Consider the following 19,641-nt stretch of genomic DNA (forward strand, 5'->3'; position numbering starts at 1 on the left):
CATACAGATAGTCCGAGCTCCTTGCAGAGATTGGGGAATTGCTCGAAGAAGGGGCATCAGCGTTGCTGTTTGTGCAGGACCAACTCCACACTGCCTCTCCGGAAATTGTAGTTGCCCCCCTTGAGGGAACAGAATCTTTCGCTTCACACAGGGCTTGATGATAGATCTTGGTTGCTTGACTTTGGTCGTCAAATCGATAGACAAGTCCTCCTTTTCCATCTCTAAACAGACGTTGCTCGACCATCACTTTTCCCCCGTTGAAATCGGACGATGGGATGGTTCGAACGATCCATGTCTTTCCATCTGAAGATTCAAGTTGGCGCTCATGAATCGCAGATTTCTCATTGGAAATATGATTGGCGCTTGCAAGTCCAGGCGTTGCCGCCATAAAAATGGCTAGAACGATCGCGGATTTCCCAAGCGGCTTCGAAGACTTTTTTACAGTGTCCATACTTTTCCTCTGGTCGATTTGGCGTATCAGCCAAGCTATCTACGCTACTGGCTAGTGACCTCCTGGACTCAACTGCCGAGACAGTTGATATGGAGAGCACCGGCTACACCATATGCGATGCAGGGCTCGCTTGCGCGAAATCGCTTGGATTTTGTGAAATCGATTCGCATTTAAGTTCCTCGCGCTGACCGTAATCTTCGCTGGGGAGTCCAGGTGACGAGTTGGGTGTCAGTGTCATTGATGTGATTGATTTGAAAGATGTAGTTTAGGATTGCAAATCCGTTTACAGCGGTTCGATTCCGCTTGAGGCCTCCAATTGAAAAGCCCTGACTACGGTCGGGGCTTTTTCTTTGCGCACAATCCGGCACCGACGCGCTGTACCAAAATGCACATGCGACCCGGCGGAGCCGGCTGCTAACGTCGCCGCACTCCTCTTCAGCAGTGGTGACCGCAGTGCGGAACCTGGCGATCCAGCAGGCCGTGTATGTTCCCCTCGGCGCAATGCTGGCGCTGATTGCTTTTGCATTCACCGTGCCCGGCTACCACCCGGTCTCGCAGCACCTCAGCGAGATGGGCCTGCTGCCGGGGCTGCCAGCCAAGGCGGTGCAGGTCGGCCCGGCGGTCAGTGGCTCGGCCATCCTCCTCTTCAGCCTCGCGTTGCTGGCGCAGAGTCGACGTTTCGCGCTCACTGCGCTCACCTCCACGTTGTTCGGGGTGGCCATGCTCAGCAACGGCCTCTTCACCATCGGCAGCCCGATGCATGGCCTCCATGCCATCGGCATCTTCTCGATCCTCACCCCGCTGCTGTTCCTGGCAGAGCTGGGCCCGCAGGCGTCCACGCGGATGGCATGGTTTGCGCGCGCCAGTTCGCTGCTGGGCATGGCCTATCTGTGGCTGATGATGTCCGGCTTCGATCCGGAGCCCTATCGCGGCCTAACCCAGCGCCTTGCGCTGCTGCCGGCGTTCGGCTGGTACACCCTCGCGGCGCTGGAGCTGCGTCGATTCCGCGGTTGAGCCAAGCGCTTCCTGCAGCAAGCGCTGGCAGTGTGCGGCCAGATATTCAAGCCGCCGCTGGCGCCGGATCGTCGGCGCGGAAGTTGCGCGCCATCGGCGTCGTCGTGCCCACATAGTGGCGGAACAGATAGATCAGCGGTGCCCAGCGCTGCACGTCGATGTGTTGGGTACCTGCAACGGTGATCGCCTCGTGTGCATGCACCCGGCAGATCCGTCCCTCGACGATCATGAATCCCTGATCCTGCTTTCCGCTGGGTCGATGCGAAGCAAGCAGCGCGACCTCCACCTGCAGCGGGCATTCGGCGATCGCCGGCGGTGCCACCAGCACAGATTCGACGCGGCTGAAGCCGCCCAGTTCGAACTTGTCACGCACATGCACGTAACCCATATGACGCTTTGAATCCGGCACAGGGGTGCGCGCGGTGGCGCGGGCGATGGCTTCAACCTGCGTCGCCTGCGTGGCAGCTGCGAAGTTCAGTACACATTCGCCGCGTGCCAGGAGGTTGCTGCAGCCTTGGCCCTGTTCGCCGATGCCGAGCACCACGCGGTCGCCCAACGCCCAGAATGACGAAAGCGGGCTGATGTTCGCACTGCCGTCTTCATTCAGCGTGGTCATCAGCACCACCGGCGTTCCCGGGTAGAGCACGGAGGGACGGATGCAGCGGCGTTGGAGGTCTTCCGATGGCATGCTTGAACTCGTTGGTTGCGGGCGATCACTGTGCCCTGTGCAAAGGCGCGGAAGCTTCGATCCGGGTCGAATGATGCGTGGCAGGGGGCGTGCCACAATGCGGCCATGGCCCAGACCTCCCGCTCTTTCATCAATGTCGGCACATTGGTCGGCGACCACGCACGCGCGGCCATGCTGTTGACGTTGATGGATGGCCGCGCGCACACGGCCTCCGAGCTGGCCGGCGTGGCTGGCATCTCGCCGCAGACGGCAAGCAGTCATCTACGGCGGTTGCTCGATGGCGGCATCCTGGTCGTGGCGGTACAGGGGCGTCACCGTTATCACCGGCTCGCCTCGACCGAGGTCGCCGACATGCTGGAAGGCATCCTGCGTTTCAGCGATCAACTGCCACCGCTCTCTCCGCGAACCGTCCGGGTCGATGCCGGCTTCCGCCGGGCACGCAGCTGCTATCGACACTTGGCGGGTGAATACGCTGTCGCCATCTCCGATCACCTGCTGGGCATCGGAGCGATCACCGCGGCTGCAGGCCATTGGCAGATGACGGCTGATGGCGCCGCTGTCCTGCGCGCCGTGGGCGAGCCGCTGGCAGAGCTGATCGAACGATCACCGCAGGTGAAGCCCGAGCGCTACTGCCGTGGCTGCCTGGACTGCACCGAGCGTCGCCCGCACATGGCCGGCATGGTCGGCGAAGCCATGCTGGAGAGCTTCCTGCAGAACCGCTGGCTGCGTCGCCTCGAGGGGCGGCGCGAACTGCAGGTCACGCCAGCCGGGCAGGCAGCTTTCCACAGGCTGTTCGACGTGGGCGCCTGAGGACCGCCACGTGTCCCTGTCAGTCTCAGCCGGCCACGACATGGCGACGGGGTATGGTCGAGTTCTGGTCTTCGGGAGCAGCAATGGCAGGCAAGGACATGAGGGGCTGCATGCATGATGCAGCTGGCGGGCAATGAGCAGATCCACCGCAGATGTGCGCTGGCTTACATTCCGGCTGAAGAACGGGCAGTCCATCGGCCCCGATCAACTGAAGGACGGCTGGGTCCTCGCCTCGGAGAGCCGTCATTGTGAGGTGCGCCGCGAACGCATCGAGGGCGCAGGCGTGGTCTATGCGCTGTATGGCCCGCCAGACCTTCCGTCTCCCCGGCGCGCTGAGTTGCGCATGCGCGACTTCCTCATGCGCTGCGGCTATACCTTCACCATGGGTACGCTCGGCCACTGATCCGGTGGGGTACTCAGAGGGGAGCCGCTGCTGTCTTCAACGCCTCGACCACCTGTGAATCGGTAAAGCCGCAGTGGCCTTCGCCAACCGCAGGCAGTACCCGCGGCAGTGGCGTTGCGCCGGCGCGCCTGGCCAGTTGCGGATACACCGTCTGCATGCGCGGCACGATGCTCGGGTCATTGTGGTTGAACTGGATCACAAGCGGCCGCCTGACCGCGCCGGTCAACGCCAGCTTTTCGCGCACATATCGCTGTGCCGGCGCAGCAGGTGCCAGCCGCTGCACGCCCGCATTGAACGCCTTGTCGTCGCCGAATCCGCGGTAGACAGTCCTCAGATTGCCGACCGGCATGCCGCCGGCGCGCGTAGCCAGTTCGTGCAGGATCATCGCGTGCAGGCTGATCGTGCCCGGCAATGCCTCGGCGCTTACCTGCAGCCGTGTGGCCAGTTGCGCAGCGACGGCCGGCCGGCTCTGAAGCGCGGCGGCGATGCCTTGATAGAGCGCCATCTGCGATAGCGCCGCAGCGTCTGCCGATACCAGGCCCTGGCGGGGCAGCCCCTCGGCCTCGGGGAAGAAATAATCGAACGCCACCAGTGTAGTCAGCAGGTCGTTGGCCAACTGCTCGCCGGGCAGGTTGGCGCCACACAGCGAAACACCTCCGTTGTAGTGCTGCGGCAGGCGTTCGAGAGTGGCGATGGCCACCGCACCGCCCATCGAGAAACCGAGTATCCAGGTGCGACGCACGTCCTTCAATTCGGACAGGGCATGCACGCGCAGGCGCTCCATGTCGTCGATTGCGTTTGCCACCGCCCAACCCTGGCTGGCATAGGCGCTCTGCGCAACGGCGTAGCCCGCTGCAAGCAGGCCAGCGGTGCTGTCGTTGGCCGGCATCGGTGAAGGCTGCGGAACGCCGACCGGTTCATAGCCATGCGCCAGCATCACCAGTTCACCGTTCCAGCCGGCGGGCACATCCAGGCGCCAGCGTGCGCCTTGCAGTTCGCCGCTGGAGGTGCGCGGCGTGGCTGCAGGTGCGGCGGACAGCGGGGTGTGTGGCAGCAGCAGGGCCACGGCCAGGGCGAGTCGAAAACGTGGACGCATCGTGACCTTCCTTGCAGGGCGTGTGGCGAGGATAGGGCTGGATAGTGCAAGGGGCGCGCTGCACCGCATCAGTGGCTTGCCCAGGCGCCTGATCTGACGCTAGTGTGGGGGAATGGTGACCCAGCGCATTCCGGCGATTATCCGAATTCCCCACGGGAAGGCGGGTTAGCGCGCGGCTGTTCCAGCCATGCAACCCGCCCGGGAGGGCGGGCTGCCACCGCTCCCGGGCGATCGACGTTCCTTCGCCCTCGTAGATGGCACATGCAGCTACTTCCCACCAGTACACACGATTGCCCGGCCACCCTGCACCTGGTATGCGGCAAGATCGGAGCAGGCAAATCCACGCTGTCCCGGAAGTTGTCGATGCAGCCGCGGACTGCACTGATCTGCGAAGACACCTGGCTGGCGGCACTCTATCCCGGCCAGATCAGGTCCGTGGCCGACTACCTGCGGAACGCGGCGGCGTTGCGCGGCATACTTACCGACCACGTCTGCTGCCTGCTGCAGGCGGGGGTGTCGGTAGTGCTCGACTTTCCCTCCAATACCCCCGCCAGCCGCGCATGGGCGCGGCAGATATTCGTTCGCGCCGGCGCGGCGCATCGGCTGCACTTCCTGGACGTCCCTGATGAGGTCTGCAAGGCGAGGCTGCGCGCGCGCAATGCTGCTGGCGCGCATCCATTCCAGGCTACGGAGGCCGAGTTCGAGCGGATTACCCGCCATTTCGTTGCTCCTGCCGAGGAAGAGGGATTCGACGTGATCCACCTACCCGGAGGATGAGCCCTTGTTCCGGCTTGAGCCGCCGTGCCGGTAGGTCTTGAATCCGATACGATCTGACGTATCTGCCTTCTTCCGCTTGATCTGGAGTCCCGTCATGGCCGATCGTCTCGCCATCCTGCTCGAACGCTTCGCGGTCACCGCCTCGGTGTTCCATGCCGGCGCGCTGTGTGGCATCAACAGCCTCGAAGGAGAGGGCGAGGCCGGCCAGCTGCATCTGGTGCGGCGCGGTCCGTTGCAGGTCAGCCATGGGGCGCAGACGGTGCAGGTCGACGTTCCCAGCCTGCTGCTGTATCCGCGCCCGCTGCCACACCGCTTCCACACCGATCCACAGCATGGCGCGGACATGGCCTGCGCCAACCTCCATTTCGAGGGCGGCAAGCTCAACCCGATCAGTGCCGCGCTGCCCGATTTCATCTGCCTGCCGTTGGCCGAACTGTATGGCGGCCATGCCGCCCTGGAGCTGCTGTTCGAGGAGGCATTCGAGCAGCGCTGCGGTCGCACGGTGATGGTCAACCGCCTGTTCGAGGTGGTGATGATCCAGGTGCTGCGGCAGTTGATGGAGGGGGGCGAGATGCGCGGCGGCCTTTTCGCCGGGCTCGGCCACCCACGCCTGCGGTTGGCGCTGGTGGCGATGCACGAGGCACCTGCCCAGGCCTGGACACTGGAAGATCTGGCCGATGTCGCAGGCATGTCACGCAGCGTGTTCGCCGCCAGTTTCCGTGAGGCCATGGGAACCACGCCCGGTCACTATCTGCAGGGGTGGCGGGTAGGTCTGGCACAGCAGGCGCTGCGTCAGGGCCGACCGTTGAAACGGATCGCCGACGAGGTTGGCTATGGCAGCGAGGCGGCGTTGTCGCGAGCGTTCAAGGCGCACACCGGGCAATCGCCACGGCAATGGCGGGGGCAGGCGCGCGTCGCTGCCGGTTGAGCATCACCCCAGCGCGAGCCGGGTCAGCTTCATGCCGGCGAACAGCCCGGCCAGGCCAAGGGCTACCGAACCGCCCGCGTAGAGTGCGGCAAGACCATGCTGGCCCCGCTGCAGCAGCAGGCCAGTTTCCAGCGAGAAGGTGGAGAACGTGGTGTAGCCGCCAAGAATGCCGGTGGCCAGCAGCAGGCGCAGTTGCGGCGAGGCGCCGTTGCGCAGGGCAAATGCCTCCACCACCACACCCATCAACAAAGCGCCGCTGATGTTGACCAGAAAGGTCGACCAGGGCCACGAACTGCCGACGGCGACGCGGGCGCCGATCAGATTGCAGCCATGGCGCAGGCAGGCGCCGACACCGCCGCCCAGGAATACCAGCACATAGTTGTTCAACGTCTGCATTGCTTGCCTCGAGTGCGTGTTCGCAGGTTCGATGGCGTACGCAATGGCGGGCACGGCCTGCCATCGAACGAACGCCGGGTTCGTCTCAGCAGGAGCCATCAGCCATCTCAGGCGGTTATCGGGGGAGCCCCATCCCCATCGACGGCCATGCTACCAGCCCGCGATGGGTCAGGGCAGGGCAGTCATCACCACGCGTGCAACCTTGCCGCGGCTGACGCCTTCCATCAGCAGGTCATGGGCCATCAGCCCCAGCGTGGCCTCGCGACGGTAGCCCACCTCCAGACCACGCTCGGCAAGGATGTGGGCGACCAGCTCATAGGCCGCTTGCCAGATATCCAGGTGGGCTTCACTGGGCATGTGCATGTAGGCCGTGCCGCGTTCGCCGACCCCCCGCCCCAACGGGCCGAACAGCAGCTCCCGCGGGTCCAGCTTCACCGCATCGGCTATGCGGAACAGCTGTTCGGCTTTCACGTGGTTGGCCTTGACGTGGTCGTTGAGCCAGTTGCTGACCGTTGCCGTCGTCGTTTCGGCGGCACGCGCCAGATCGGCCGGGCGTGCATGCCCGGCGTCCTTCATGGCGACCGCGAGTCGTTGTCCAAGAGTATTCATCTATGCAAGCCAGCTTAACGCGTGGAATCGAAAGAGGCCTTGGCGCAAGAATAAGTTTGATGATGAAAGGGATCGAAAATGGACGAATTCTGGAGCAAGCGGCAGGTCCGCACGCGGCTGGGCTTTTCCACCGACGCAGAGCTCGCCAGATTGTTTGGAATCAGCAGATCCGCTGTCTCGCAATGGCCCAGAGGCTTTCCCATTCCGCCGCTGAGGCGCTACATCCTGCAGCAGCGGTACCCCGCGCTGTTCCCTCTGGATCAGGACCCGAACGATGAAACTGCATGAGATGCGTCCAAGGCTGTCGCAGACAGACCGCTAAGATCAATTTGCTAAGTATGCTTAGCAACATAGGCAGAATCGATCGCCCCGCTCGCAGCGATGGCCTGATCTGTGATGGGCACCCGGGTTCGTTGGCGAGCAGTGTCGACATCGGCACGGAGATTCTTGATCCCCTTCGCCATGGCCTTTCATGAATGATTAATAATTTCAATCGCGAAAGTCGCGCCTTGTAATTGACGTGTCGTGAAATCTGTGACTAATTGGCATCAACCGGTTGTGAAGGCCGGGAGTCTTTCAGTAGCTCGCAAGTGAATCGGTCGACCGTCAACGATGCAGAACAAGTCCAACGGAGGTCGTATGGAATACGGCATGCATGGCTTGGCTGAACGGGTACGCCGCGAACTGGAAGCCAGTTATCACAAACACGGATGCGGTCCGGCGTTCTGGGATACCTACCAGCAGGTGCTTGATCGTCTGGTTCCGCAAGGAACCGGGCGGACCGATGTCACCAACGAAATGGCGCTGATCATCGAACAACTGGGCATCGTCCGTCGTGCCCAGCTGGTACCGCCGCGCCCGGGCGATCCGGGCTGACTCAGAGCAGGCGCCAGGCGCCACAGGCCAGCAAGGCCAGCAGCATCGATGCCAGGGCGGTGGTGCGGGGGCGCCACCACCTGCGCGGCTGGCCGGCCATCACCTGCGGGCTGCAATAGCTGATCAGGCCGGGCCCGAAGCCCGCCTGATGCTGCTGCCGGGTGCAGGCTTCCAGACAGGCACCGCAGGCCAGGCAATCGGCCTGTGGACCATGGCGGATGTCCAGTTGCATCGGGCATGCGCGTACGCAGGCCATGCAATCGATGCAGTCGCCCAGCCGATCCGCGCTGAAGGTCGGCATCGGTCCGGCCAGCAGTGGATGTGCGGCACGGAAAACGTAGTCCTGCGCGGTGGTCGGGTCGAGCAGGCCACGACCGCGGCCGAGTACGCCGCCCAATGCCGGTGGGCGGGCGCCGCGCGGCTCGCCACGGCGCGGGTCATACAACATGCGCGGGGTGTGCGGGTCGGTCAGCAACGGCTGCATGCGCGCGAAGGGGCAGAGCGATCGGCACACCTGCTCGCGCAGGAACCCGGCATTGCCCCAGGTGGCGCCGGCATAGAACAGCACCCAGAAGGTCTCCCAGCCGCTCCAGCGGCCATCGAGCGCGCCGGCGACGAGTTCGCGGATCGGGCTGAACAGTCCTACGAAGGTGATCCCGGTCCACAGCGACAGCAGCAACCAGACCACGTGGGTGACCGGCCGCGCTGCCTGCGCGGGCAGGAGGCGGGCCAGTGCCTGCGCGGTCCCATCGAAGGCCCGTGTCCACAGTGTCTGTGGGCAGGCATGCCCGCACCACACACGACCGGCCAGATGGGTGAGCAGGGCCAGACCCACCGCCATCACCGCCAGCAGGCCCAGCAGCACGCCGATGTCATCCGGCCACAGGGTCCACGCGAACAGGTCGAAGCGGCGCGCGTTGAGGTCCAACAGCAGGGCCTGCCGGCCATTCCACTGCAGCCACGGCAGCGCATGGAACAGGACCAGCAGCGCAAGGCCCAGGGTGCGGCGCCAACGCCATGGACGCGGTGGCGGACTAGTGGCGGCGCTCATCCCAATGGCTCCTCATCCTCTTCGCTCGGCATCGGCCGCAGCAGATACCCGGTCACCGCGCTTGACAGTGCGGTGACGGCCCAGAACATGAAGAAGCCTGCGGTGTAGCCCAGCTCACGGCTGATGGCCGTACCCGGGAAGCTGATCGCCTGCAGCCGCAGTGGATCGACGAAAGCAAAGAACACCACGCAGGCCAGGCCGGCGGCGATGAAGCTGGGCCACAGGACTGCGCCCCAATGCTGGATCAGCCGCTGGCGGCTGGAAGACGGTGTGTTCATGCGGGTTCGGGTTGAAGAAGAGGGCGGCGCGTATACTTCGCCGTGGTTGGCGCAGCATCCGCAAGGCATGCTTCCTGCAAGCGTGCCAGCCTAGGTGCGCCGCAGTGCGCTGACATTGATCTGGATCAACAGCGGTGGTGGCGGCATGCGGCACACTGCCGGTCCGCATTTGGTGCCCTGATGAACGCAACGCCCACGACTGTGCTTCCCATTGCTTCGCCAGAGTTGTGCAGTGAGGAGGAAGTGACCCGGCTGGTTCACGATTTCTACGCGCGCGTGCGTGACGAGGAGCGTCTGGGGCCGGTGTTCGAAGGACATGTGCGCGACTGGCCGGAACACCTGGCCCAGCTCGTCGACTTCTGGTCGGCGATGCTGCGCGGGACGCGCCGGTTCAAGGGTTCGCCGATGTCCAAGCACATGGCGATCGACCTGGAAAAGGATCTGTTCGACCGCTGGCTGGTGCTGTTCCACATCACCACGGCCGAATGCAACAACCCGCCGATGCAGGCGCTGGCCGACGATGTGGCCGCCCGCATCGCCGAAACCTTCTGGCGCCGTTACCAGATGCTGCGCTGGCCGCAGGTCATGCTGCCGGTGCTGGGCGTGCCCACCAAGGATTGATCTGGGTCAAGGCGCACCGCCTGGCTTGGCGCGATGCTGGCGCCATGGACACGTTCTCTCCCGCTGCCGGTGGCCTGGCTTGGACCTTCGATCCCGATCTGCTGCGCCGGCACGACCGGCCGGGGCCGCGCTACACCTCCTATCCGACCGCGCCGCACTTCCATGACGGCTTCGATGCACCAGCGCTGCGCCAGGCGATCGCCGACAGCAACCCGCTGGCGCGCGCGTTGTCGTTGTATGTCCATGTGCCGTTCTGCTCCAGCCCCTGCTTCTACTGCGGCTGCAACCGGGTGATCACCCGCGACCGCGGGCGTGGCCACAGTTACGTGTCACGCGTGCTGGCCGAGGCAGACCTTTTGGCGCCGCAGTTCGCCGACGGCCGTGAAGTGATCCAGCTGCACCTCGGCGGTGGTACACCGAATTTCCTGGATGCCGATGCGATGACTACGTTGGTGGAAGGCCTGCGCCGCCGCTTCGATTTCAGCGATTCGTCGCAGCGTGATTTTTCCATCGAACTGGACCCCCGTTTCATCGATACCAGCGACGTGGCGATGCTGGCCCGGCTCGGCTTCAATCGCGCCAGTTTGGGCGTGCAGGATTTCGATCCGCAGGTGCAGGAATCGATCAACCGCGTGCAGGGCGTGCGGCAGACGCTGGACATCCTGCGCGCGTGCCGCGACAGCGGCATGCGTTCGGTCAACGTCGATCTGATCTACGGTCTGCCTGGGCAGAGCCTGGAGGGCTTCGGCCGTACCCTGGAACTGGTGCTGGCGCTGCGTCCGGATCGACTGGCGGTGTACGGCTATGCGCACCTGCCTCACCTGTTCCGCGCGCAGCGGCAGATCGACGAAAGCCGGATGCCTTCGCCGGAAGACAAGCTGGCGCTGCTGGGCCTGGCGGTGGAGCGCCTGTCCGCGGCCGGTTACCAGTACATCGGCATGGACCACTTCGCATTGCCGGAAGAGGATCTGTCGCGTGCCCAGCGCGCCGGCCAGCTGCATCGCAACTTCATGGGCTATACCACCCATGCCGACACCGATTTGCTTGGTCTCGGCGTAAGTGCGATCAGCCACATCGGTGCCACCTACAGCCAGAATTCGCGTGACCTGCCGTCATGGGAAAACGCCGTGGATCAGGGGCAGCTGCCGGTCTGGCGCGGCGTCGCACTCAGTGCCGATGACGAGCTGCGCGCCGAGCTGATCCAGCAGTTGATGTGCCAGGGTGAAGTGGATGGAATGTCACTGGCCCAGCGCCACGGCATTGATTTCGAGACCTACTTCGCCGAAGACCTGCAGGCCGTGCAGCGCCTGCAGCAGGACGGCCTGGCCGAGTACCGCGATGGCGTGGTGCGTACCAGCGAGCCGGGGCGGCCGTTGCTGCGCCTGCTGGCAATGTGCTTCGATCCCTATCTGCGTGTTGCCCACGAGCAGCCGCGCTACTCGCGGGCGATCTGAGCGCAGCCTCCAGCGCTTGCCGGCATTGCGACGAGCAGCCATGCCGCCGCTGGTCGTGGTGTGGGTGTGGCCGACGTCCGTGCGCGAGGTCGAGAAATTCCTCACAGCTACAGGCAATCATATTGGCCGGAGGTGAGACGCTTGACGAAAGGGTTGGAAGCAGCTTCTGCGACAACAACACCAATTCATTGACAGGCAAAAACTATCGAACCTTATATGGGAGATGGTACGACGAGAACGTGGGCGTACAATGCCTTTATGGCACGGAGGTCTGAACTATGAAGACCAGCATTCTCACCGCCCTGTCGGCGTTGGTGATACTTCATGTGGTGCCCTTGCACGTGCGAGCGGTGGGCACGGATCTATCCGTTCCGAAGCCCTCAGAGCCAGCTTCTCGTGAAGACCAGAAGGCTCTGTGGAAGAAGGTGGAACAACTCTCATTTGCCGCCGTGGCGGGTGCGGAAAGCGTCAAGCGTGCTGCTGCGCTGGAGCAGGACCGTCTGCCTGACGGGGAAGTATCCGGCCTGGCTATAGGTGACCGACTCACCGGAACAAATGTTGCGCTACAACTCGATCCTGCGGGAAAGCTGGAAGAACTCTCATTCGACCTTCGCGGAGGCTGCATCTCGACGCGAACTCTTCTGTCGCAGTATCCCAATCTGCTTGTTCTTCAGGTTCCGCACGACCCGCAGGCCAATTCGCTTGTCGGCACCACTATTGGAGGTGCTCTGGCCACATTCACAATGGCCTCGGGCCCCGGACCATGCGCGCTCAGTGTGACCGTTCAGACGGTTGAGATGGCCAAGGCGCAGCTTCTGCTGCGTTGAGGTAAAAGCGCCGCCGGTAGTCGCATGACGGCGGCGCCCAACGCAGGACGCAACTCGGCCTCGCGCTCGGGAACCCACTTCGCAGCTTCCTGCTTTGTGTGTTTGGTAGTGGAGTCGCGAACGCCCGCCACGTAATCCTGCACGCGCCACTTGTTCCCTGATCGTTGGATGCTGCCCATCGCCGCATCATATGGGGAAACTCTGGGGAGAGTAGCCGGGCAGGTCCGGGCAGGTCCGGGCGAATCGGGGTGAGTGCGGATTCTTGTGCGAGTCCAAGCGGCTGATTCTTTGCCGATTTTTGGCGAATCGCTGTAAGCGCAAAGTCTCCCCAAAACATGCAGTGGTGCCCGGAGCCGGAATCGAACCGGCATGGGGTTGCCCCCGGCGGATTTTAAGTCCGATGCGTCTACCAGTTTCGCCATCCGGGCCTGCAGCGCGCGCCGATTGTAACGGAATCGCCGCCACTGCCGCCGGCTAACGCGGCTTTTACGCAACCGGGCGCGGCGCTGGGTACAGTCCGGCAACATTTCCGGGGATGGCGATATGCGTGCACGTGGCAGGCGATGGATCCGATGCAGCGCCGTGCTGGGGCTGATGCTGGCGATAGGCCCGGCCGCCGCGCAGCAGGTGCCGACGTCCACTGGCCCGGTGGTGGACATGGACACGGTGCAGGTGACCGGTGAACAACCCGGCCCCGGGCTCTGGAAGGTCACCGCTCCGCAGGGGCATGTGCTGTGGATCCTGGGAACGGTCTCGCCGTTGCCAAGCGGCGTGCAATGGCGCTCGGATGAAGTCGAACGGACCATCGCCGGTGTCGACCACGTGCTGGGCGATCCGGGTTTCAGCCTCGATGCGAAGATCGGCGTGTTCAAGGGCCTGACCCTGCTTCCGCTGGCGATGAGGACCGCGCGCGATCCGCAGGGGCGCACGCTGGATCAAATCCTGCCGGCGGCAACGTACGCACGCTGGCTGGGGCTGAAACAGACTTACATGGGCAATGATCGTGGCGTGGAAAAGGACCGTCCGCTGGTGGCCTCCGGTCGCCTGTACCAGGCGTTCCTCAAGCGCAACGGCCTGCGCGACGGCAAGCAGGTGAAGGAAGCGCTCGGGCGCGCCTACAAGGCCCGCGATCTGAAGCCGGAAGACGTGCAGGTGAAGCTGAAGGTCGACGACATCCGTGGCACGTTGAAGGAACTGCAGGCCACCGAGGTCGATGACCGTGCGTGCTTCGAACGCACGCTCGATACCGTGGAATTCCAGGCGCCGGTGTTGCGTGAGCGTGCCAATGCCTGGGCGCTCGGCGATGTTGCTGCACTGCGTCGGCTGTCGGGCTCGGCGATGGCCCGGACCTGCCGCGAACTGCTGCAGGATTCGGCCTTCGTGCGCCGGCGCGGCTGGAGCGATATGCCGCAACAGGTGCGTACACGCTGGTTGCAGGGCGTGGATGCGGCGTTGGCCGGCTACGCTGGCACGTTCGCGACGGTGCCGGTCAGCCTGCTGCTGGGCGAAGGCTATCTGGATGCATTGGTGCAGCGCGGCTATCAGGTCGAGGCGCCGCCGGAATAGTCAACGCTTGAAGTCCTCGTGCTTCCTGTCATATTCCTCTGCACTCAGGAGGGGAGTGATGGACATGCCGTTGCATGCGTACGCCTATGTCAGCACGGCCAGGGAGGGACTGGACGTGCCTGAGCTCGATGCGCTCCTGGCCGATGCGACCGCGTTCAATCGCATGGCCGGAGTGACCGGGGTGCTGATGTTCGATGGCAGCCGTTTCCTGCAGTACATCGAAGGCCCGCGGGATGGGCTGGCCTCGGTCCGCGCGCGCATCGGCAACGCGCGTCGCCACGGCAGCATCACCCTGCTTGCCGAAGGCCCGATCCCGACCCGCTGGTTCCCGCGCTGGACCATGGCCAACCGGTATGTGGATACCGCGACGTTGACCGGCATCGCGACGGCCCCGTGGCGCGATTTCAGCCTGGAGCAGAATCCCCCGGATAATGGCTTCTGCCTGCTGTTGCGGGCCTGGACAGGGGGGCACGGGGAGCTTGAACCTGCGGCCGTCAGCCTCGGATCCTGATCCGGGCGTGGTCTGCCGCCGCCGCCGCGGTTAATCTTGTCGGCATGTTTGCCTGCATCCGGACCCTCGCATGATCCAGTGGACACCGTCGTCGCCTGTTGGTCGCCGCGCATGAGCGCGCCGATTGGCGCAGCACAGATGCCGTCGCCGGCCATCATCGGCCTGGGGTATGTCGGGCTGCCGTTGGCGGTGGCGTTCGGGCAGCAGCTGCGGACCCTGGGGTACGACATCGACGCCGCGCGCATTGCCGAACTGGCCGGCGGGCAGGACCACACGCTGGAGATGGAGCCGGACGAACTGGCCAGCGCTTCGCTGCTGCGCTACAGCAGCGATCCGGCACAGCTGGACGCCTGCAACATCTACATCGTCACCGTGCCCACGCCGATCGATGCCTACGAGCAGCCCGATCTGGAGCCCTTGCGCTCGGCGACGCGACTGATCGCCAGCCATCTCCGCGCCGGTGACCTGGTGATCTACGAATCCACTGTCTACCCCGGTACCACCGAAGAAGTCTGTGTGCCGTTGCTGGAGCAGGGCTCGGGCCTGCGCTTCAACGAGGATTTCTACTGCGGCTACAGTCCCGAGCGGGTCAGCCCGGGTGATCGCCAGCGGCGCTTGGCCGACATCCGCAAGATCACGTCCGGTTCAACGCCGGAAGTGGCGGCGGTGGTCGATGGCCTGTACCAGCGGATCATCACCGCCGGCACGTTCCCGGTGCCGTCGATGCGGGTCGCCGAAGCAGCCAAGGTGGTGGAGAACATCCAACGTGACGTCAACATCGCGCTGGTCAACGAATTGGCCTTGATCTTCGATCGGCTCGACATCGACACCCAGGATGTGCTCGACGCCGCAGGCAGCAAATGGAATTTCCTGCCGTTCCGGCCGGGGCTGGTGGGAGGCCACTGCATCGGCGTAGACCCGTACTACCTGCTGCACAAGTCCGAAAGCATGGGCTACCACCCCGACCTCATCCATACCGCGCGGCAGGTCAACAACCGGGTGGGCGAGCACGTGGCCAACCGTGTGTTGGCGATGCTGGCCGAGCGAGGTCGTGCACCGACGCAATCGCGCATCCTGGTGCTGGGCGTGACCTTCAAGGAGGATTGCCCGGACCTGCGCAACAGCCGCGCGCTGGAACTGGCCCAGCGGCTGGCCGACAGCGGTGCGCAGGTGGACGTCAGCGATCCGTGGGTTGGGCCGGCGGCACTGGCGGACGAGGGCGTGAACTGGCTGGCCGAGCCGGTGGCCGGCAGCTACGACGCAGTGGTGCTGGCGGTGGCGCATGAGAGCTTCAAGGCGATGGACGATGTCCATATCCGCAGCCTGCTGGCGCCCGGTGGACTGGTCTACGACGTGAAGTCTGCCTGGCCGCGCAGCGTGGTCGACGATCGCCTGTAGGTGCTTGCGCGGTAGACTCGGGGGCAGTTGCAACCGAGGAACGCCATGCACCGGTATATCGTCTACCTGCTCGCCATCCTGATGTTTCCGATCTGCCTGTGGCTGGCCACGATCTGGCCGGCCTGGTATTGGGGCGTCGGCCTTACGGCCGCGATGGTGGCGCTGGGGACCTGGGACCTGCTGCAGAAGCGCAGCACCCTGCGCCGCAACTATCCGGTGATGGCGCACTTCCGTTACGGCCTGGAATCCATCGGCCCGGAGATCCGCCAGTACTTCGTGCAGAGCGATCTGGAAGATGTGCCGTTCTCGCGGCAGCAGCGCGCGCTGATCTACCAGCGTGCCAAGAACCAGATGGATACGGTGCCCTTCGGCACCCTGCGCAGCGCCTATGCGGTGGACTACGAATGGATCAACCATTCACTGGCGCCGACCACCATCGCCAAGCACGATTTCCGCGTGCTGATCGGTGCGAACTGTGCCAAACCCTATTCGGCCAGCGTGTTCAACATCTCGGCGATGAGTTTCGGCTCGCTGTCGGCCAACGCGATCCGCGCGTTGAACGAAGGCGCGCGCCGGGGTGGTTTCTACCACGACACCGGCGAAGGCTCGATTTCACCGTATCACCGTGAGATGGGCGGCGACCTGGTCTGGGAGATCGGCTCGGGCTACTTCGGGTGCCGTGACGAGAAGGGCGGCTTCAGCGAGGAACGCTTCGCCATCAACGCCGCGCTCGAGCAGGTGAAGATGATCGAGATCAAGCTGTCGCAGGGCGCCAAGCCTGGCCATGGCGGGGTGCTGCCGGCGCCGAAGGTGACCGCCGAGATCTCGGTGACGCGTGGGGTGCCGATGGGCGTGGACTGCGTTTCTCCGTCACGTCATTCGGCGTTCTCCACGCCGGTTGAACTGCTGCAGTTCGTCGCCCGCCTGCGCGAGTTGTCTGGTGGCAAGCCGGTCGGCTTCAAGCTGGCCATCGGCCACCCATGGGAATGGTTCGGCATCGCCAAGGCGATGCACGAGACCGGTCTGCTGCCTGATTTCATCGTCGTCGATGGCGCCGAAGGCGGCACCGGTGCGGCACCCGCCGAGTTCGTCGATCACGTGGGTGTGCCGATGCACGAGGCGTTGCTGCTGGTGCACAACACCCTGGTTGGCCTGGACCTGCGCGAACACATCCGCATCGGCGCGGCCGGCAAGATAACCAGCGCGTTCGATATCGCCCGCACCATTGCGATGGGCGCTGACTGGTGCAATGCCGGGCGCGGTTTCATGTTCGCGCTGGGCTGCATCCAGTCACTCAGCTGCCACACCGACAAGTGCCCGACCGGCATCGCTACCCAGGATCCGGCGCGCTGGAAGCACCTCGATGCTCCGGACAAGGCCACGCGCGTGTACAGCTTCCACGAGCACACGCTGCATGCGCTTAAGGAGCTGCTGTGTGCGGCAGGCTTGAACGATCCGGCCGAGCTTGGCCCGGAACACATTCTGCGCCGGGTGTCGCCAGTCGAGATCCGTTCGCTGGCCTCGCTGTACCGCTACCTGGAGCCGGGCGAACTGCTGCACAAGGTGCCCGACCACGCGGTGTTCCATTCGTTCTGGGCCGATGCGCGCAGTGATTCCTTCCAGCCGCCGCCGAAGATCCAGGCGCTGCGGGCCAGCAAGTCGCGATGACCCGCGTTACGGGGCATGAAAAGCAGACGCATACGGAGATCGCATGCAGTTCAGGACCGGCACCAACGAGGATGTAAGCACACTGTGGGCCCTGAGAACGCGCTGCGTACGTGAGCTGTGCAGCAGCCACTATCCGCCGGCGGTGATTGCACCCTGGTCGGCGTCGCCGCCGCCGGTGCAGTATTCGCGGCTGCTGGGGCAGGGCGGCTGCGTCGTCGCCGAGGATGATCGGGGCAATGTGCTGGGGTTTGGTGTGCTCGATGCCGAGGGCAACGAGATCGACGCGTTGTTCGTCGATCCGGATCGGGGCGGGCAGGGGATTGGCCAAGCGCTGATGCAGCGGTTGCTGGCCCTGGCCGACCCGACGCGGGAGGTGGTGTTGTCGGCTTCGCTCAATGCCGTGCCGTTCTACCAGCGGCAGGGCTTCGTCGCCGAACGCGAGGAACTGTATCCGCATCCCAGCGGCGTGGCATTGGCTTCGGTGAAAATGCGCCGGCCAGCCTGATGTGTCCGGCGCTACCGCACGTTGATCAACGCGTGGCCAACCACGCTGTCACGCCGTCTGCCGCACGCAGTCCGCTGGCATAGCACGCCGTCAACAGGTAGCCACCGGTCGGGGCTTCCCAGTCCAGCATTTCTCCGGCGCAGAACACGCCCGGCAAGGCACGCAGCATCAACCCATCGTCCAGCGCATCCAGGCGCACGCCACCTGCCGTGCTGATCACCTCGGCCATCGGCCGCGGGCGCAACAGGCGCAGCGGCAGGCGCTTCAATGTGGTGACTACGGCGGACAGATCGTTGCCGGCATCCTTGCCCAGCGTTTCGAATACCAGCGCGGTCTTCACCGCGTCGAGCCCCGCCTGGCGACGCAGGTGCTCGCCGAAGCTGCGACCCTTGCGCGGCTGTGAGAGATCGGCCTGCAGACGTGCGTAGTCGCGGCCCGGAACCAGGTCCAGCCATAGGGTGGCGTGACCATCGCGGTTGATGGTGTCACGCAGGTCGGCCGACAGGGCGTAGATCAGGCTGCCTTCGATACCGTACTCGCTGGCGACGCACTCGCCCTGCAGCGAGTGCGGCCCACCGTCGAGGCCATGCCAATGTGCGACGACCGGCTTCAGTGGCGCTCCCGCGTGGCGCTGCGCGAAGAACGGTGTCCACGCCACGTCGAATCCGCAGTTGGCCGATTGCAGCGGCGCGATATCCACGGCGTGGGCCTGCAACGCCGGAACCCATGCGCCGTCGCTGCCGAGCTGCGGCCAGCTTCCGCCACCCAGCGCCAACACGGTCGCGTCGGCGCGCACGTCCAGCGCACCACTCTCGGTGGCAAAGCGCAGTGCGCCGTCTTCGCCCCAGCCTTGCCAGCGATGGTTGACGTGCAGGCGCACGCCCTGTTCCTTCAGCCGGCGAACCCAGCCGCGCAGCAGCGGTGCGGCCTTGCGGTCAACCGGGAACACGCGGCCAGAACTGCCGACGTAGGTCTCCACACCGAAGCCTGCGGCCCAGTCGCGCAGCGCCTGTGCGTCGAAGCCGTCCAGCCATTGGCCGACGCTGGCGGCCTGCTCGCGGTACCGGCTGTCGAACAGCGGACGCGGGTCGGAATGGGTGAGGTTGAGCCCACCCTTGCCTGCGATCAGGAACTTGCGGCCCGGCGAGCCCTTGGCCTCGTACAGATCAACGTCGATCCCAGCCGCGCGCAACCGTTCGGCAGCAAACAGCCCCGCCGGGCCGCCGCCGATGACGGCGACGCGACGCGGCGGGCGTACGTCACTGTTGGACATTGAGCAGCTCGACATCGAACACCAGCGACGAACCCGCCGGGATCGGGCCGACCTGGCGATCGCCATAGCCGAATTCCGGCGGAATCATCAGCGTGCGCTTGCCACCGACCTTCATGCCGGCGACGCCTTCATCCCAACCGCGGATGACCTGGCCAGCGCCCAGCGTGAAGGTGAACGGCTCGCCGCGTTCGACCGAACTGTCGAAGGTCTTGCCGTGCTTGTTGTCGGCGCGCTCGTCGTAGATCCAGCCGGTGTAATGCACGCTGACCTTCTGGCCCGGCACGGCCTCGGCGCCGGTGCCGGGCTGGGTGTCGATGCGCTCGAACGTGGCAATGGTGCCTCCCGGCGGCGGGCCGGACGGCTCCGACGAGCAACCAACGGCGGCGAGGGACAGCAGCAGGGGAAGCAGCAGGCGGCGCATTAGGCGTCTCCAGGGGGGAT

24 protein-coding genes, 1 tRNA gene and 1 riboswitch are annotated in these 19,641 nt (G+C 64.7%); of the genes, 16 read left to right on the top strand and 9 right to left on the bottom strand.

Annotated features, from left to right (window positions below):
- Nucleotides 1-291 precede the first annotated feature (291 nt).
- Together ACEF39_RS07600 and ACEF39_RS07605 are read left to right on the top strand one after the other, a co-directional pair.
- On the top strand, nt 292-390 hold the full coding sequence (locus ACEF39_RS07600) for a CII family transcriptional regulator (RefSeq protein ID WP_500287509.1): 99 nt from the start codon (nt 292-294) through the stop codon (nt 388-390).
- Nucleotides 391-895: 505 nt separating this feature from the next.
- Nucleotides 896-1,465 (top strand): DUF998 domain-containing protein, encoded by a 570-nt coding sequence (locus ACEF39_RS07605; protein ID WP_500287510.1) that lies wholly within the window; start codon nt 896-898, stop codon nt 1,463-1,465.
- A gap of 46 nt (nt 1,466-1,511) precedes the next feature.
- Here ACEF39_RS07605 and ACEF39_RS07610 read toward each other — a convergent pair whose 3' ends face one another.
- Nucleotides 1,512-2,153 carry a flavin reductase family protein gene (locus tag ACEF39_RS07610; RefSeq protein ID WP_500287511.1) on the bottom strand — a complete coding sequence of 214 codons (642 nt, stop codon included), beginning with the start codon at nt 2,151-2,153 and terminating at the stop codon, nt 1,512-1,514.
- Nucleotides 2,154-2,258: 105 nt separating this feature from the next.
- Between ACEF39_RS07610 and ACEF39_RS07615 the strand changes: the two genes are divergently transcribed.
- Both ACEF39_RS07615 and ACEF39_RS07620 read left to right on the top strand, forming a co-directional pair.
- On the top strand, nt 2,259-2,963 hold the full coding sequence (locus tag ACEF39_RS07615) for an ArsR/SmtB family transcription factor (protein WP_500287512.1): 705 nt from the start codon (nt 2,259-2,261) through the stop codon (nt 2,961-2,963).
- A 133-nt stretch (nt 2,964-3,096) separates the two neighbouring features.
- Nucleotides 3,097-3,366 (top strand): hypothetical protein, encoded by a 270-nt coding sequence (locus tag ACEF39_RS07620; protein WP_500287513.1) that lies wholly within the window; start codon nt 3,097-3,099, stop codon nt 3,364-3,366.
- Between the two features lie 13 nt (nt 3,367-3,379).
- Here the strand turns inward: ACEF39_RS07620 and ACEF39_RS07625 are convergent, their stop codons facing one another.
- On the bottom strand, nt 3,380-4,462 hold the full coding sequence (locus ACEF39_RS07625; RefSeq protein WP_500287514.1) for an alpha/beta hydrolase family protein: 1,083 nt from the start codon (nt 4,460-4,462) through the stop codon (nt 3,380-3,382).
- 261 nt (nt 4,463-4,723) lie between these two features.
- On the opposite strand from ACEF39_RS07625, the gene ACEF39_RS07630 reads away from it, so the two are divergent.
- Together ACEF39_RS07630 and ACEF39_RS07635 are read left to right on the top strand one after the other, a co-directional pair.
- Nucleotides 4,724-5,239, top strand: a complete 516-nt coding sequence (locus ACEF39_RS07630) for a P-loop nucleotide/nucleoside kinase family protein (RefSeq protein WP_500287515.1) — start codon at nt 4,724-4,726, stop codon at nt 5,237-5,239.
- Between the two features lie 94 nt (nt 5,240-5,333).
- A complete protein-coding gene (locus tag ACEF39_RS07635) occupies nt 5,334-6,167 on the top strand; it encodes a cupin domain-containing protein (protein ID WP_500287516.1) in 834 nt (277 codons plus the stop codon).
- A gap of 3 nt (nt 6,168-6,170) precedes the next feature.
- Here the strand turns inward: ACEF39_RS07635 and crcB are convergent, their stop codons facing one another.
- Together crcB and ACEF39_RS07645 are read right to left on the bottom strand one after the other, a co-directional pair.
- Nucleotides 6,171-6,563: a fluoride efflux transporter CrcB gene (gene crcB / locus ACEF39_RS07640; RefSeq protein WP_089240183.1), complete on the bottom strand. Its 393-nt coding sequence runs from the start codon at nt 6,561-6,563 to the stop codon at nt 6,171-6,173.
- Between the two features lie 82 nt (nt 6,564-6,645).
- Nucleotides 6,646-6,709, bottom strand: a riboswitch (Fluoride riboswitch).
- 22 nt (nt 6,710-6,731) lie between these two features.
- Nucleotides 6,732-7,172, bottom strand: a complete 441-nt coding sequence (locus ACEF39_RS07645; RefSeq protein WP_500287517.1) for a helix-turn-helix domain-containing protein — start codon at nt 7,170-7,172, stop codon at nt 6,732-6,734.
- A 78-nt stretch (nt 7,173-7,250) separates the two neighbouring features.
- On the opposite strand from ACEF39_RS07645, the gene ACEF39_RS07650 reads away from it, so the two are divergent.
- Both ACEF39_RS07650 and ACEF39_RS07655 read left to right on the top strand, forming a co-directional pair.
- Nucleotides 7,251-7,460: a helix-turn-helix domain-containing protein gene (locus ACEF39_RS07650; protein ID WP_108266613.1), complete on the top strand. Its 210-nt coding sequence runs from the start codon at nt 7,251-7,253 to the stop codon at nt 7,458-7,460.
- A 351-nt stretch (nt 7,461-7,811) separates the two neighbouring features.
- A complete protein-coding gene (locus tag ACEF39_RS07655; RefSeq protein ID WP_025875165.1) occupies nt 7,812-8,048 on the top strand; it encodes a hypothetical protein in 237 nt (78 codons plus the stop codon).
- Between the two features lies 1 nt (nt 8,049).
- Here the strand turns inward: ACEF39_RS07655 and ACEF39_RS07660 are convergent, their stop codons facing one another.
- Together ACEF39_RS07660 and ACEF39_RS07665 are read right to left on the bottom strand one after the other, a co-directional pair.
- Nucleotides 8,050-9,099, bottom strand: a complete 1,050-nt coding sequence (locus ACEF39_RS07660) for a 4Fe-4S dicluster domain-containing protein (RefSeq protein WP_500287518.1) — start codon at nt 9,097-9,099, stop codon at nt 8,050-8,052.
- Nucleotides 9,096-9,377, bottom strand: coding sequence for a hypothetical protein (locus ACEF39_RS07665; protein ID WP_165376789.1), 282 nt, complete (start codon nt 9,375-9,377; stop codon nt 9,096-9,098). The genes ACEF39_RS07660 and ACEF39_RS07665 overlap by 4 nt, the downstream gene beginning before the upstream one ends.
- 180 nt (nt 9,378-9,557) lie before the next feature.
- Here ACEF39_RS07665 and ACEF39_RS07670 point away from each other — a divergent pair, with 180 nt between their 5' ends.
- The 3 genes from ACEF39_RS07670 to ACEF39_RS07680 all read left to right on the top strand — a co-directional run bounded on the left by ACEF39_RS07670 (nt 9,558) and on the right by ACEF39_RS07680 (nt 12,279).
- Complete coding sequence (locus ACEF39_RS07670) at nt 9,558-9,998, top strand: group III truncated hemoglobin (protein ID WP_500287519.1); 441 nt, start codon at nt 9,558-9,560, stop codon at nt 9,996-9,998.
- 44 nt (nt 9,999-10,042) lie between these two features.
- Nucleotides 10,043-11,452, top strand: coding sequence for an oxygen-independent coproporphyrinogen III oxidase (gene hemN / locus ACEF39_RS07675; RefSeq protein ID WP_500287520.1), 1,410 nt, complete (start codon nt 10,043-10,045; stop codon nt 11,450-11,452).
- Nucleotides 11,453-11,730: 278 nt separating this feature from the next.
- Nucleotides 11,731-12,279: a hypothetical protein gene (locus tag ACEF39_RS07680; RefSeq protein WP_353101866.1), complete on the top strand. Its 549-nt coding sequence runs from the start codon at nt 11,731-11,733 to the stop codon at nt 12,277-12,279.
- Nucleotides 12,280-12,620: 341 nt separating this feature from the next.
- On the opposite strand, the gene ACEF39_RS07685 is transcribed toward ACEF39_RS07680, so the two are convergent.
- A tRNA-Leu gene (locus ACEF39_RS07685) sits at nt 12,621-12,707 on the bottom strand.
- A gap of 166 nt (nt 12,708-12,873) precedes the next feature.
- Here ACEF39_RS07685 and ACEF39_RS07690 point away from each other — a divergent pair.
- From ACEF39_RS07690 to ACEF39_RS07710, 5 genes are all read left to right on the top strand, one after another.
- Nucleotides 12,874-13,845 (top strand): TraB/GumN family protein, encoded by a 972-nt coding sequence (locus ACEF39_RS07690; protein ID WP_500287521.1) that lies wholly within the window; start codon nt 12,874-12,876, stop codon nt 13,843-13,845.
- Between the two features lie 58 nt (nt 13,846-13,903).
- Nucleotides 13,904-14,356 (top strand): BLUF domain-containing protein, encoded by a 453-nt coding sequence (locus ACEF39_RS07695; protein WP_500287522.1) that lies wholly within the window; start codon nt 13,904-13,906, stop codon nt 14,354-14,356.
- Nucleotides 14,357-14,467: 111 nt separating this feature from the next.
- Nucleotides 14,468-15,754 carry a nucleotide sugar dehydrogenase gene (locus ACEF39_RS07700; RefSeq protein ID WP_500287523.1) on the top strand — a complete coding sequence of 429 codons (1,287 nt, stop codon included), beginning with the start codon at nt 14,468-14,470 and terminating at the stop codon, nt 15,752-15,754.
- A 45-nt stretch (nt 15,755-15,799) separates the two neighbouring features.
- Nucleotides 15,800-17,422 (top strand): FMN-binding glutamate synthase family protein, encoded by a 1,623-nt coding sequence (locus tag ACEF39_RS07705; RefSeq protein WP_500287524.1) that lies wholly within the window; start codon nt 15,800-15,802, stop codon nt 17,420-17,422.
- Between the two features lie 43 nt (nt 17,423-17,465).
- Entirely contained in the window at nt 17,466-17,927 is a 462-nt protein-coding gene (locus ACEF39_RS07710; RefSeq protein ID WP_500287525.1) for a GNAT family N-acetyltransferase, read from the top strand.
- Nucleotides 17,928-17,952: 25 nt separating this feature from the next.
- On the opposite strand, the gene ACEF39_RS07715 is transcribed toward ACEF39_RS07710, so the two are convergent.
- Together ACEF39_RS07715 and ACEF39_RS07720 are read right to left on the bottom strand one after the other, a co-directional pair.
- On the bottom strand, nt 17,953-19,200 hold the full coding sequence (locus ACEF39_RS07715) for a TIGR03862 family flavoprotein (RefSeq protein ID WP_500287526.1): 1,248 nt from the start codon (nt 19,198-19,200) through the stop codon (nt 17,953-17,955).
- A complete protein-coding gene (locus ACEF39_RS07720) occupies nt 19,187-19,621 on the bottom strand; it encodes an FKBP-type peptidyl-prolyl cis-trans isomerase (RefSeq protein WP_500287527.1) in 435 nt (144 codons plus the stop codon). The genes ACEF39_RS07715 and ACEF39_RS07720 overlap by 14 nt, the downstream gene beginning before the upstream one ends.
- Between the last annotated feature and the right edge of the window lie 20 nt (nt 19,622-19,641).

The sequence above is a fragment of the Stenotrophomonas indicatrix genome (assembly GCA_041545745.1).
GTDB classification, from domain to species: domain Bacteria; phylum Pseudomonadota; class Gammaproteobacteria; order Xanthomonadales; family Xanthomonadaceae; genus Stenotrophomonas; species Stenotrophomonas indicatrix_A.

Coding starts and splice junctions, on each gene's coding strand:
- ACEF39_RS07600 (WP_500287509.1), top strand. CDS start 292: ATGTCTTTCCATCTGAAGATTCAAGTTGGCGCTCATGAATCGCAGATT.
- ACEF39_RS07610 (WP_500287511.1), bottom strand. CDS start 2,153: ATGCCATCGGAAGACCTCCAACGCCGCTGCATCCGTCCCTCCGTGCTC.
- ACEF39_RS07615 (WP_500287512.1), top strand. CDS start 2,259: ATGGCCCAGACCTCCCGCTCTTTCATCAATGTCGGCACATTGGTCGGC.
- ACEF39_RS07620 (WP_500287513.1), top strand. CDS start 3,097: ATGAGCAGATCCACCGCAGATGTGCGCTGGCTTACATTCCGGCTGAAG.
- ACEF39_RS07625 (WP_500287514.1), bottom strand. CDS start 4,462: ATGCGTCCACGTTTTCGACTCGCCCTGGCCGTGGCCCTGCTGCTGCCA.
- ACEF39_RS07630 (WP_500287515.1), top strand. CDS start 4,724: ATGCAGCTACTTCCCACCAGTACACACGATTGCCCGGCCACCCTGCAC.
- ACEF39_RS07635 (WP_500287516.1), top strand. CDS start 5,334: ATGGCCGATCGTCTCGCCATCCTGCTCGAACGCTTCGCGGTCACCGCC.
- crcB (WP_089240183.1), bottom strand. CDS start 6,563: ATGCAGACGTTGAACAACTATGTGCTGGTATTCCTGGGCGGCGGTGTC.
- ACEF39_RS07645 (WP_500287517.1), bottom strand. CDS start 7,172: ATGAATACTCTTGGACAACGACTCGCGGTCGCCATGAAGGACGCCGGG.
- ACEF39_RS07650 (WP_108266613.1), top strand. CDS start 7,251: ATGGACGAATTCTGGAGCAAGCGGCAGGTCCGCACGCGGCTGGGCTTT.
- ACEF39_RS07655 (WP_025875165.1), top strand. CDS start 7,812: ATGGAATACGGCATGCATGGCTTGGCTGAACGGGTACGCCGCGAACTG.
- ACEF39_RS07660 (WP_500287518.1), bottom strand. CDS start 9,099: ATGAGCGCCGCCACTAGTCCGCCACCGCGTCCATGGCGTTGGCGCCGC.
- ACEF39_RS07665 (WP_165376789.1), bottom strand. CDS start 9,377: ATGAACACACCGTCTTCCAGCCGCCAGCGGCTGATCCAGCATTGGGGC.
- ACEF39_RS07670 (WP_500287519.1), top strand. CDS start 9,558: ATGAACGCAACGCCCACGACTGTGCTTCCCATTGCTTCGCCAGAGTTG.
- hemN (WP_500287520.1), top strand. CDS start 10,043: ATGGACACGTTCTCTCCCGCTGCCGGTGGCCTGGCTTGGACCTTCGAT.
- ACEF39_RS07680 (WP_353101866.1), top strand. CDS start 11,731: ATGAAGACCAGCATTCTCACCGCCCTGTCGGCGTTGGTGATACTTCAT.
- ACEF39_RS07690 (WP_500287521.1), top strand. CDS start 12,874: ATGCTGGCGATAGGCCCGGCCGCCGCGCAGCAGGTGCCGACGTCCACT.
- ACEF39_RS07695 (WP_500287522.1), top strand. CDS start 13,904: ATGGACATGCCGTTGCATGCGTACGCCTATGTCAGCACGGCCAGGGAG.
- ACEF39_RS07700 (WP_500287523.1), top strand. CDS start 14,468: ATGAGCGCGCCGATTGGCGCAGCACAGATGCCGTCGCCGGCCATCATC.
- ACEF39_RS07705 (WP_500287524.1), top strand. CDS start 15,800: ATGCACCGGTATATCGTCTACCTGCTCGCCATCCTGATGTTTCCGATC.
- ACEF39_RS07710 (WP_500287525.1), top strand. CDS start 17,466: ATGCAGTTCAGGACCGGCACCAACGAGGATGTAAGCACACTGTGGGCC.
- ACEF39_RS07715 (WP_500287526.1), bottom strand. CDS start 19,200: ATGTCCAACAGTGACGTACGCCCGCCGCGTCGCGTCGCCGTCATCGGC.
- ACEF39_RS07720 (WP_500287527.1), bottom strand. CDS start 19,621: ATGCGCCGCCTGCTGCTTCCCCTGCTGCTGTCCCTCGCCGCCGTTGGT.